The sequence below is a fragment of the Streptomyces sp. NPDC001204 genome (assembly GCF_053598035.1).
In genome coordinates, this window is record NZ_JBSFJL010000014.1 from 121,145 (window position 1) to 132,441 (window position 11,297).

Below are 11,297 nucleotides of genomic sequence, written 5' to 3' on the forward strand. Positions count from 1 at the left end.
GCGCGCTACTTGGTGGTGACCGTCACCGATGCGTCAGCCGTCCCGGCGAGCACCTTGGCGTCCCCGGAGTAGCTCACGGTCACGGTGTGCGTGCCCGTCTTGTGGAACACCGGCAGCTTGACGTTCGCCACGCCGCCGTTGAGCTTGGCGCCGCAGGTCTGGCCGTCGACGGTCACCGTGACGGTGCCGGTCGGCTTGGCGCCGTCGGCCGTGACCGTCACGTGCGCCATGACCTCGGTCTTGTTCACCACGACCTTGTTCGGGGTGACCTTGAGGTCGACCTTGGAAGCGACCTTCCCGGACTCCGACCCGATGTTGAGGCCGACGACCACGGGGTCGTGGTCGGAGGCCGAGAAGGGGTCGTCGCCGTTGAAGAGCTGTGTGGCGTTGTAGTTGTAGCGGCTGTAGTTGTAGGCGACCGACTCCTGTGCGTTGATCTGCCAGACCGTCGCGCCGGTGACCATCGACTGCGCGGCCGGGCTGGCGACGATGTGGTCGAGGGTGCCCTGGAGGCCGTGGAAGGAGTAGGAGTAGTGGTCCGGGTCGTACGTCGACCCGAGGTCGCTGTAGCCCTGGCTGTACAGGTACTCCATCGGGTCCTCGTGGTTGTAGGCGTTGAAGTCGCCGACGAGGAACACCTTGTCCGTCTTCAGCGCCTGCGCCTGCTCCTGCGCGAAGCCGAGCATGTCGTGCGCCTGGTGCGTGCGGGTCTCGTTGTAGGCGCCCTGGTTGTAGGCGGGGCGGGTGTCCTCCTTGTCGCCGGGGTAGAGACCGGCGCCGGTTCCGCCCTTCGACTTCAGGTGGTTGGCCACGACCAGGAAGGCGTCGGAGTCGGCGGTGCCGACGGCCTTGAAGCCCTGGGCGAGCGGCTCGCGCGCGATGGAGAAGTCCTGACCGGGACCGGAGAGGTCCTTCAGGATGTGCGAGGCCCCCACCGGGGAGACGTCGGCCGGCTTGTAGATGAACGCGGTCCGGATGACGTCCTCGGCGGTCACCGCCGGTCGGTCCGCAGCCGCCGGCGACGGCGTGAAGGCCCAGGTGCCTGCGCCCGCCTTGGCGTTGAGGGCGTCGACCAGGCTCGCGAGCGCCTTGTCGCGGTCCTCTCCGAACTTGGCCGAGTTCTCGACCTCCTCCAGTGAGACCACGCTGGCCCCGAGTCCGTTGATGCCGGTGACGATCTTGCTCTGCTGGCGCTGGAAGTTGGCCTCGTCGGCGGCGCCGCGCGGGCCGGTGGCACCGCAGTCGTTGACCGCGATGTGGTTGCCCTGGCGGTCGTTGTAGAAGGAGCACTTCCCCAGGCCCTTGGCGATGTACTGGTCGCCCGTCATCGGGAAGTAGTTCTGCACGTTGAAGGTCGCGAGGCGGACCTTGCCGCCCACGGCCGCCGGCTTCGCCTTCTGGGCGCGCATGTCGGAGAAGGAGACGATGTCCGTGCCGGCGCCGTTGACCTGGCCGGTGGGCTGGAAGTTCCACAGCGAGTTGCGGTACTCCAGGACAACGGGCTTGTGGAAGGTCACCTTGGCACCCACGCTGACCGGGTTGCCGGCGGTGAGCCAGGGCAGCGGGTCGTTGGCGGCGGCGCCGGTGGCGGTGTAGCTGACGCCGGCGCCGTCATCGAGTGTGATGGCGTGGGAGTCGTTGTAGTCGGCGGCCTGCTGTGCGGCGTCGCTGCCGGCGGGGCCCGCGTCCGTCGGCTGGCGCAGCATCTTGTCGCCGGCGGCCAGCCCGATCTGGCCGTAGAAGTTGGTGTTGTAGTTGTCCGTCACCGTGAAGTCGCCCTGGGGAGCGATGAGCTCGCCCTCGTGCGCTTCCTTCCGGGCGTCGGTCTCCAGGTCGCTCCACGCGATCTTGAGGGGGGTGACGGGCGGCAGCGGGGTGGACAGCTTCGTGACGGTCGGGAAGGTGATCTCGGTGGTGCCGGCGAACTCCTGGACCGTACCGCGCACCTGGACGCTCTCGCCGACGGTCACGATGCCGGCCGACTGTGACCCGTGGACGAACACGGCGTCCGAGGCTCCGGGCGTCTTGTCGTCGGCAACGGTGCCGCCGGCGCCTCCCGTCTCGATGTAGAAACCGTTGAACCCGCCCGTCGCGTACACCGCCGTGACGACACCCTCCGTGGTGACCGTCTTGCCCGCCAACGGCGAGGTGTCCGTGTTGGTGCCCTGGATCTCGGCGATCGTCACATTGCCTGCGTCACCGCCCGGTTCACCGCCGCCGTCACCGGGTTCATTGCCCGAGTTCTTGGGGGCGGGCTGGCGAGTGGTGAAGTCGACGCTGTTGTTGTCCGTGTCCACACCGGGGGTCACGCGGGTGACGGCCGTGGTGTTGCTCGGCGCGGGAGCAGCCGCGCCCTCGACGATCGAGCCGGTGCCGAAGCCGACCGTGTCGACGACGGCACTGGTCGCATCGTTCAGCGTCACCGAGCCGTCGGTCGCCGACATCGCCAGCTGACCGCTCGTGTCGGGGGTGGGCAGCGGCGTGGTGCCGCCGGTGCCCTTCGCCTCCTGGACCAGGTAGTAGCCGCGGGCCGGCACGCTGCCCGAGAGGGCCGTCGTCCCGCCGAGGTTGCCCTTGGCGCTGAAGTACGACACCGACCAGCCGCTCACGCTGACGGCCGCGTCGGTCGGGTTGAACAGCTCTATGTAGTCATTGGTGTAGGTGGAGCCGGAGTTGCCGCCCCCGCCGTACACCTCGTTGATCACCAGTCCGGTACCGGCCGGGTTGGCGTCGGCAGGCCCGGCAAGGAAGCTACTCAGACCGGTCACGGCAAGCACGATGCCGGTGGCCCGGACCAGAGTCCGGCGGGACCGGGAGTTCCTCGGGAGAGGAAGAGGCATGGAGTCGCTCCTGAAGTTGGAGAACGGCGGCACGGGCAACGGGAACCCGAGTACGACCGAACAAGGCGAAGCGAGTAAAACCGGGACTCCCGGCCGTTATCCCAACGTCAGGTGAACTGATTGTCTCGATCTCTCCAAAATGGGGCGGCGGCATGAAGGAGCGTCAGGGTTACGCGTCAGACCGAACGTTGACCCGCCGGCGGCCGCCGACGCGGCCCTCACGCCCGCGCGGGCACGGTGGGCGAGGTGAGCAGGGCGACGGCCTCGGGCAGGCCGTCGCGGCACAGCCGGGAGCACATGGCCGCCGTGGCGGCCGAGGTGAACAGCCGCCCACGCAAAGACGCTCGGCTGGAAAATCCCAGCCGAGCGTCTCGCTTGTAGCGGTCAGCCGGTGTTGCGCAGGCCGGCCGCCACTCCGTTGACCGTGAGCAGCAGGGCCCGGGAGAGCAGCGGGTCGGGTTCCTGACCGGCCGCCGCCGCGTCGCGCTGCCGCTTGAGCAGGGTGACCTGGAGGTAGGAGATCGGGTCGAGGTAGGCGTCGCGGATGGCGAAGGTCTGCCTGAGCACGGGCTGCGCGTCGAGGAGTTCGCTCTCGCCGGTGACGCGCAGCACCTCGCGCACGGTGAGTTCGTGCTCGGCCCGGATGGTGTCGAAGATGTGCTTGAGCTCGTCGGGGACGAGGGTGTCGACGTAGTGCTGCGCGATGCGCAGGTCGGTCTTGGCCAGGGTCATCTCGACGTTGGAGATGAAGTTGCGGAAGAAGTGCCACTGTTCGTGCAGCTCGTCGAGCACGGTGTCCCCCTCCAGCCGCAGGCCCGCCTCGCGCAGCGCCTTCAGCCCGGAGCCGACGCCGAACCAGCCGGGCACGATCTGCCGGGACTGGGTCCAGCCGAACACCCAGGGGATGGCGCGCAGTCCGTCGAGTCCGGCGCCGGAGTCGGGGCGGCGCGAGGGACGCGAGCCCAGGTGCAGGTCGGCGAGCTGGTCCACGGGGGTGGAGGCGAAGAAGTACGCCGGCAGGTCGGGGTCCTCGACGAGCCTGCGGTAGGCGGCGTGGGCGGCGTTGGACACCACGTCCATCGCGGCGTCCCAGCGGGCCAGTGCCTCCACCGACTGGCGCGGGGCGGTGTGCAGGGCGGAGGCCTGAAGGGTCGCGGCGACCGTCAGTTCCAGGTTCTCCCGGGCCAGGGACGGGATGAGGTACTTGTCGGAGATGACCTCGCCCTGCTCGGTCACCTTGATCTCACCCTCCAGGGTGCCCCAGGGCTGGGCGAGGATGGCGTCGTGGGTGGGGCCGCCGCCGCGGCCGACGGTGCCGCCGCGGCCGTGGAAGAGCCGCAGCCGTACGCCGTAGCGGTGGGCGACGTCGCGCAGGCGCCGCTGGGCGCGGTGGATCTCCCACTGGCTGGTGGTGATGCCGCCGAACTTGGAGGAGTCGGAGTACCCGAGCATGACCTCCTGCACATCGCCCCTGAGCGCGACCAGGCGCCGGTAGGACGGGTCGGAGAGCATGTCCTCCAGGATGGTGTCGGCGGCCCTGAGCTCGTCGGTGGTCTCCAGCAGCGGCACGATGCCGATCCTGGCCCAGCCGGCGTGCAGGTCGACGAGTCCGGCCTCGCGGGCCAGGACGGCGGCGGCGAAGACGTCGTCGGCGCCCTGGCACATGGAGATGATGTACGACTCGATGACCTCGGGCCCGAACACGCTCAGGGCTCGCTTGACCGTCTCGAAGACGCCGAGGGTCTTGGCGCCGGCCGCGTCGACGGGGGCCGGGGTGGGGGCGAGCGGCCTCCTGGACCTCAGCTCCTTGGCGAGCAGCTTGGCGCGGTACTCGCGGGGCATGTCGGCGTAGCGCCAGGACTCCTCGCCGAGCCGGTCGAAGAGCTGGCCGAGGGCGTGGTGGTGGGCGTCGGCGTGCTCTCGGACGTCCATGGTGGCCAGCTGGAGACCGAAGGCGGCCAGGGTGCGGATGGTGCGGCCCAGGCGGCCGTCGGCGAACAGTCCGCCGCGGTTCTCGCGCAGGGAGTCCTGGATGATCCGCAGGTCGCCCAGGAGTTCCGAGGTGCCGAGGTAGTCGCGGCCGGTCTCGTGCGGGGTGCCGGTGGCCAGGCGCTGCTTGGTGTTGACGAGCTTCTGCCGGATGCAGGTGGCCTTGAGCCGGTAGGGCTCCTCGGCGTTGAGCCGCTTGTAGCGGGGGCTGATCTCCGGCAGGTTCTCCAGGTCGGTCCCGAGGGACTGGAGCAGTGCGTCGGTGGCGCCGGTGTAGCGGATCGAGTTGGACAGGAGGCCGCGCAGCTCGTCGATCATGTCGAGGGCGTCGTTGATGCCGTGCTCGTGCTGGAGGATCAGCACGTCCCAGGTGACCTCGGGGGTCACGTTGGGGTTGCCGTCGCGGTCGCCGCCGATCCAGGTGCCGAAGGTGAGGGGGCGGGTGTCGTCGGGCAGCCTGACGCCGACGCGCTCCAGTTCCGCGGTGAGGTCCTCCAGGACGTCGCCGACGGCGCCGGCGTGGAGTTCGTCGAGGTAGTAGATGGCGTTGCGGGACTCGTCGGCGGGCTCGGGGCGGACGACGCGGAGCTCGTCGGTCTGCCAGACGAGGTCGATGTTCTCCGCCAGCCGGGTGTCCAGGCGGCGGCGGTCGGACTCGACGACCGGGGCCTCCAGGAGCGCGGCGATGCGCCGGAGCTTGTTGAGCACCGAGCGGCGGGCGGCCTCGGTGGGGTGGGCGGTGAACACCGGGCGGACGTTCAGGTGCCGGACGGTCTCGCGCAGGTGTTCGGGGTCGGCGTCCTTGAGACGGTCGGCGGTACGGGCGAGCAGGCCGCCCTCGGCGGCGCGCCGGGCACGCAGTTCGCGTCCGCGGTGCACCTGTTCGGTGACGTTCGCCAGATGGAAGTAGGTGGAGAAGGCGCGGACCAGCTTGGCCGCGGTGTCGAGTTCGGTGCCGCGCAGCAGTTCGGCGGCGGCCTCACCGTCCTCCCGGGTGAGGCGGCGGACCTTCTCGACCAGGTCGAGGAGCTCGGGGCCCTCCTGGCGTACCAGGGCCTCCCCGAGGAGGTCACCCAGTCGGCGGATGTCTGCACGCAGCTCGGCGCTGGTCGTCGTCTGCTCGTCGGCACTGCTCACAGGTGCGGCTCCTTGCGGGTTGAAGCACGTCTGGGAGGGAACCCGGACGAGTGCCGCGCGGCGGCTGCCGCTTACGGGCCAGGTGTCCGGGAAGGAATTCTTCAGAGCGGACCGCGCTGTCCGACCGCCTCCAAGTCTAGGTGTCATGGGGGACGCGCAGGCTAGGGGCTCTTGCCGCGGCGCGAGGCGCTGCCATACTTACGACGCCGTAGGTTACGGAACCGTAGGGAGCTGAACGGTTCCCTGACCCCGACGACCCGTCTCGACCCTCGACCCCACAGGGGACGCCCATGACCACAAGCTCCGATGTGATCGACGACGCCCCGAAGGCGACCGACACCTCTCTTCCCTCCGCCACCCTGGGAGGTGAGCAGAAGCGTTCGATCGAACAGTTCACGCTGCTGCTCTTCATCACCGTTCCGTTCCTCGCGCTGCTCGCAGCGGTGCCGCTGGCATGGGGCTGGGGGGTGAGCTGGCTGGATCTCGGCCTGCTGGTCTTCTTCTACTTCCTCGGCTGTCACGGCATCACGATCGGTTTCCACCGGCATTTCACGCATGGCTCGTTCAAGGCGAAGCGGCCCCTGAGGATCGCGCTGGCGATCGCGGGGTCGATGGCGGTCGAGGGACCCCTGGTCCGCTGGGTCGCCGACCATCGCAGGCACCACAAGTTCTCCGACCACGAGGGTGATCCGCACTCCCCGTGGCGGTACGGCGAGACGGTTCCGGCGCTGCTGAAGGGCCTGTGGTGGGCCCATGTCGGCTGGATGTTCGACGAGGAGCAGACCCCGCAGGACAAGTACGCCCCGGACCTGATCAAGGACCGGGCCATGCGGACGATCTCCCGTCAGTTCGTGCTGTGGACGGCGGTGTCGCTGGCGCTGCCGGCGCTGATCGGCGGCCTGGTCACGATGTCGTGGTGGGGCGCGTTCACCGCGTTCTTCTGGGGCTCGCTGGTCCGGGTGGCGCTGCTGCACCACGTGACCTGGTCGATCAACTCCATCTGTCACGCGGTCGGCAAGCGCCCGTTCAAGTCGCGGGACCGCTCGGGCAACGTGTGGTGGCTGGCGATCCTGTCCTGCGGCGAGTCCTGGCACAACCTGCACCACGCCGACCCGACCTCGGCCCGGCACGGAGTGGAGCGCGGCCAGCTGGACTCCTCGGCCCGGATCATCCGCTGGTTCGAGCGGTTCGGCTGGGCCTACGACGTGCGCTGGCCGTCACGCTCGCGTATCGATTCCCGCCGCAACGACGGGGAGGGCGACTCCCGGCGCCGGAGGAAGACCGCCGAGGCGGCATGATTGACGGCGTGGCGACCGACTCCAGCACCCCCAGCAATGACAAGCCGCGGCGCACGCGCCGTACCCGTATGACCGGTGCCGAGCGCCGCCAGCAACTGCTGGAGATCGGTCGCACGCTGTTCGCGGCGAAGGGCTTCGAGGGCACCTCGGTGGAGGAGATCGCGGCCAAGGCCGGGGTGTCCAAGCCGGTGGTGTACGAGCACTTCGGCGGCAAGGAGGGCCTGTACGCCGTCGTGGTGGACCGCGAGATGCGGCGGCTGCTGGACATGGTCACCGGCTCGCTGACGGCGGGCCACCCCCGCGAGCTGTGCGAGCAGGCGGCGTTCGCGCTGCTGGACTACATCGAGGAGTACACGGACGGCTTCCGCATCCTGGTCCGCGACTCCCCCATCCCCCAGTCGACGGGTTCCTTCGCCTCCCTGATCTCGGACATCGCCACCCAGGTGGAGGACATCCTGGGCCGCGAGTTCAAGTCCCGCGGCTTCGACCCGAAGCTGGCCCCGCTGTACGCCCAGGCGCTGGTCGGCATGGTCGCCCTGACCGGCCAGTGGTGGCTGGACGTCCGCCGCCCGAAGAAGGCGGAGGTCGCGGCCCACCTGGTGAACCTGGCCTGGCACGGGCTGGACGGGCTGGAGCCGCGGCCCCGGCTGATCGGGCACCGCAAGTCCTAGGACCGGGCGCCGCGACGTCCTGGGCGGGAGGTTCAGGCGAGCGGTTCCAGGAACTCCAGGCGGTTGCCGACGGGGTCCTCGGAGTAGAAGCGCCTGTGGCCCGGCAGGCCGTCGTCCCAGACGACCTTCGCGCCGTGCGCCGCGAGCCGGGCGGCGAAGGCCTCGGCGGCCGTCACCCGGAGTCCCGGGTGGGCCTTCCTCGCGGGGCGGAAGTCCCGTTCGATGCCCAGGTGGAGCCGGACGGCCCCGGCCTGGAACCAGCAGCCGCCGCGCGCGGCCAGAGCCGGCGGCTTCGGGACCTCGGTCATGCCGAGGACACCGGCGTAGTACGCCCGCAGGTCGTCCTCGGAGCCGGGCGGGGCGGCGAGCTGGACGTGGTCGACGGCGGCGAGCATGCCTCACGCCTCCTTGGTGGCGACCGCGAAGATGCGGCGGAAGGGGAACGGGGTGCCGTGCGGTCCGGCCGGGTAGGCCTCCCGCAGGGCGGCGCGGTACTCGGTCAGGAACTCCTCGCGGGCCGCCGGGTCGTCGGCGAGGGCGGTGAGGACGGGCCGCAGACCGGTGCCCTTCACCCAGTCCAGGACCGGGTCCTCACCGGCCAGCAGGTGGATGTACGTGGTCTCCCAGACGTCGGCGGCGCAGCCGAGGCCGGTCAGCCGCTCCAGATAGGCCTCGGGGGCGAGCACCGCGTCCTCGTGGCGCAGGACATCCGCGAGCAGGTCGCGCCGGCGGGCGGAGCGGGCGAGCTCGCGCATGAGCCGGTGGCTGGGGGCGGAGAAGTTGCCGGGGACCTGGAAGGCGAAGGTGCCGCCGGGGCGCAGCCCCGCCACCCAGTCGGCGAAGCGGTCCGGGTGTCCGGGCACCCACTGGAGCGTGGCGTTGCTGACGATCAGGTCGTGCGGCTCGGCGGGGGTCCAGGTGCGGACGTCGGCGGGAGTGAAGTCGAGGCGGCCGCCGCCGGGGGTGGGGCCCTGGTGGTCGACCACGGCCTTGTCGAGCATCGCCGGGGAGTTGTCGTAGCCGGTGATGTGCGCGGTGGGCCAGCGGTCGGCGAGCAGGGCGGTGACATTGCCGGGGCCGCAGCCGAGGTCGGCGATGCGGGGCCGGTCGCCGGGCAGAGCTGGGACGCGGGCGAGGAGATCGGCGAAGGGGCGGGCCCGGTGGCCAGCGTGGCGCAGGTACTGGGCGGGATCCCAGGCGGGGTTGTGGACGGACATGGCGGCCTCCTGGAGGTGCGGGGAGTCGTCGGCGGCTGCGTTCAACTCTCCCCCGGTAATTATCTCGACGTCAAGAGACTCGACGCCAAGAGACTTCACGTCGACACAACCACTACACTGATCGCCATGGAGGACGAGGTCGATCGGCTGGTCGCAGCGTGGCGCCGGGAGCGCCCGGACCTCGACGTGGAACCGCTTGAGGTGCTCAGCCGGGTGAGCAGGCTGGCCAGGCACCTGGACCGCGCACGCCGACTCGCCTTCTCCGAGCACAGTCTGGAGCCCTGGGAGTTCGACGTCCTGACGGCGCTCAGGCGCGCGGGCTCGCCCTACCAGCTCTCCCCCGGGCAACTGCTGACCCAGACACTGGTCACCTCGGGCACGATGACGAACCGCATCGACCGGCTGGCCAAGAAGGGCCTGGTGGAGCGACTCCCCGACCCCAGCGACCGGCGCGGGGTGCTGGTCCGCCTGACGGACGAGGGCCGGGACCGTGCAGACCGGTCCCTGGCCGGACTCCTGGACCAGGAGCGCGCGCTGCTGGCCGAGCTGTCGACCGCGCAGCGCGCCGAACTGGCCGGCCTGCTGCGCCAGTTGACCGCCCCGTTCGACAACATCCCCGGCTGAGGGGGCGCCGGGTCAGGCGCTGCTGCTTTCCTCCACCCCGATCCGCCCGGCGGGCGCCAGGTCGGCCGGCCCCACCCCGGCCCGGCGGGCCAGTGCCACGGCGGCCAGCGTGGAGTGCACGCCGAGCTTGCCCAGGACGTTCTGCATATGGGTGCGCACGGTGTGCGGGGACAGGTACAGCCGCTCGGCGACGGCCTTGCGGCCCAGCCCCGCGACCATGCAGCGCAGCACCTCCCGCTCGCGCGGGGTCAGCGACTCCACCAGGCGCTCGCTCTCGGTGCGGTGCTTGCGGGCGGCGGTCAGCTCCCGCAGCACACCGGTGAGCAGGGCGGGCGGCAGATGGGTCTCGTCGCGCAGGACTCCGCGGATGACGGTGAGCAGCCGGGACAGCGAGCAGTCCTTGGCGACCCAGCCGCAGGCGCCGGCCTGGAGGGCGAGCGCGGCGCGGCGCGGGTCGTCCTTCTCGGCGAGTACGACGGTCCGCACCCCCGGCTGGGCCCCCCGCACCCCCGCGACCAGGGATATCCCGTCCACCAGCCCGTCCTCGTCACCCTCCCGCACCGGGACGGCGGGCCGGGCCCCGGGGACGGTGCCGCCGAGGTCGGCGTCGACGAGCACGACGTCGAAGCGGCGGCCGTCGGCGGCCGCCCGCTCCAGGCAGCGCAGTGCCGCCGGACCGGAGCCGGCCGCGGACACCTCGACGTCGGGCTCGGCGGCCAGGGCGGCGGCGAGCGACTCGGCGAAGATGCGGTGGTCGTCGACGACCAGGACTCGGACACGAACCACTGAAAACCCCCTTCCCCACGCTCCTGGTCGGAGCAGGGGAGTCTCCCATCGCCGGAGAACTCCGAGCGGCACGGACCCGACGCCCGGGGCCGAGCGCGGTCGTACGGCCCTCGCCGTACCGGACCGCCACCCCGCCCCGGTGTCCTGCCCGAGCCCTCTCGCCCCCTGACCAGCACCGGCCCCCACCGGTGCCGCTCATCAGGGTACGACCGGCGGCCCGGAGGGGAAGGCAATTCGCAGAACTGACCGGCCGACGCGTTTAGGGTGTGCCGCATGTTTCGTATTGAGGCAGAAGTCGACAAAGCGCGGCACGATCTGCTCCGCTCCCGCCTCCGCGACACGAACACGGCGGCCTCCCCGCTCATCGACGCCCTGCGCAGAACCCCCGCCGTCCGGGAAGTCCCCATCCATCTCTGGGCGTTGGACGACTCCGGCGATCTGGCGGGCGGACTGGTGGGCCACACCTGGGCGACCTGGCTGCATGTGACCCACCTCTGGGTCGACGACCCCCACCGCGGGACGGGCCTCGGATCCCGCCTGCTGACCCGCGCCGAACGCATCGCCCACCGCGAACGCGCCTGCGTCGCCGCCCGCCTGGAGACCTGGGACTTCCAGGCCCCGGACTTCTACCGCAGGCACGACTACAAGGTGGTGTGCGCGATCCCCGACTATCCGCCGGGGATCACCGAGTACACCATGATCAAACGCCTGCCCTGACCGAACCGGCTCCCGACG

The 11,297-nt window shown here is 70.8% G+C and carries 9 protein-coding genes; 4 read left to right on the forward strand and 5 right to left on the reverse strand.

Going from position 1 to position 11,297, the window contains the following annotated elements; translation table 11 throughout:
• Positions 1-5: 5 nt before the first annotated feature.
• A complete protein-coding gene (locus tag ACWC91_RS20765; protein WP_450643322.1) occupies positions 6-2,840 on the reverse strand; it encodes an ExeM/NucH family extracellular endonuclease in 2,835 nt (944 codons plus the stop codon).
• Between the two features lie 384 nt (positions 2,841-3,224).
• Positions 3,225-5,966 carry a phosphoenolpyruvate carboxylase gene (gene ppc / locus ACWC91_RS20770; protein WP_450643324.1) on the reverse strand — a complete coding sequence of 914 codons (2,742 nt, stop codon included), beginning with the start codon at positions 5,964-5,966 and terminating at the stop codon, positions 3,225-3,227.
• A 290-nt stretch (positions 5,967-6,256) separates the two neighbouring features.
• On the opposite strand from ppc, the gene ACWC91_RS20775 reads away from it, so the two are divergent.
• Together ACWC91_RS20775 and ACWC91_RS20780 are read left to right on the forward strand one after the other, a co-directional pair.
• Positions 6,257-7,264 carry an acyl-CoA desaturase gene (locus ACWC91_RS20775; protein ID WP_225074790.1) on the forward strand — a complete coding sequence of 336 codons (1,008 nt, stop codon included), beginning with the start codon at positions 6,257-6,259 and terminating at the stop codon, positions 7,262-7,264.
• Positions 7,261-7,935, forward strand: coding sequence for a TetR/AcrR family transcriptional regulator (locus ACWC91_RS20780; RefSeq protein ID WP_141360380.1), 675 nt, complete (start codon positions 7,261-7,263; stop codon positions 7,933-7,935). Before ACWC91_RS20775 ends, ACWC91_RS20780 begins: the two co-directional genes overlap by 4 nt.
• Before the next feature lie 32 nt (positions 7,936-7,967).
• Here ACWC91_RS20780 and ACWC91_RS20785 read toward each other — a convergent pair whose 3' ends face one another.
• Together ACWC91_RS20785 and ACWC91_RS20790 are read right to left on the reverse strand one after the other, a co-directional pair.
• Positions 7,968-8,330, reverse strand: a complete 363-nt coding sequence (locus ACWC91_RS20785; protein ID WP_281156042.1) for a VOC family protein — start codon at positions 8,328-8,330, stop codon at positions 7,968-7,970.
• A gap of 3 nt (positions 8,331-8,333) precedes the next feature.
• Positions 8,334-9,152 carry a trans-aconitate 2-methyltransferase gene (locus ACWC91_RS20790; protein ID WP_225074902.1) on the reverse strand — a complete coding sequence of 273 codons (819 nt, stop codon included), beginning with the start codon at positions 9,150-9,152 and terminating at the stop codon, positions 8,334-8,336.
• Between the two features lie 126 nt (positions 9,153-9,278).
• Between ACWC91_RS20790 and tamR the strand changes: the two genes are divergently transcribed.
• Positions 9,279-9,776 carry a MarR family transcriptional regulator TamR gene (gene tamR, locus ACWC91_RS20795; protein ID WP_141360378.1) on the forward strand — a complete coding sequence of 166 codons (498 nt, stop codon included), beginning with the start codon at positions 9,279-9,281 and terminating at the stop codon, positions 9,774-9,776.
• 12 nt (positions 9,777-9,788) lie between these two features.
• Here tamR and ACWC91_RS20800 read toward each other — a convergent pair whose 3' ends face one another.
• A complete protein-coding gene (locus tag ACWC91_RS20800) occupies positions 9,789-10,562 on the reverse strand; it encodes a response regulator transcription factor (RefSeq protein ID WP_225074787.1) in 774 nt (257 codons plus the stop codon).
• A gap of 273 nt (positions 10,563-10,835) precedes the next feature.
• On the opposite strand from ACWC91_RS20800, the gene ACWC91_RS20805 reads away from it, so the two are divergent.
• Positions 10,836-11,279, forward strand: coding sequence for a GNAT family N-acetyltransferase (locus ACWC91_RS20805; protein ID WP_225074786.1), 444 nt, complete (start codon positions 10,836-10,838; stop codon positions 11,277-11,279).
• Positions 11,280-11,297: the final 18 nt, after the last annotated feature.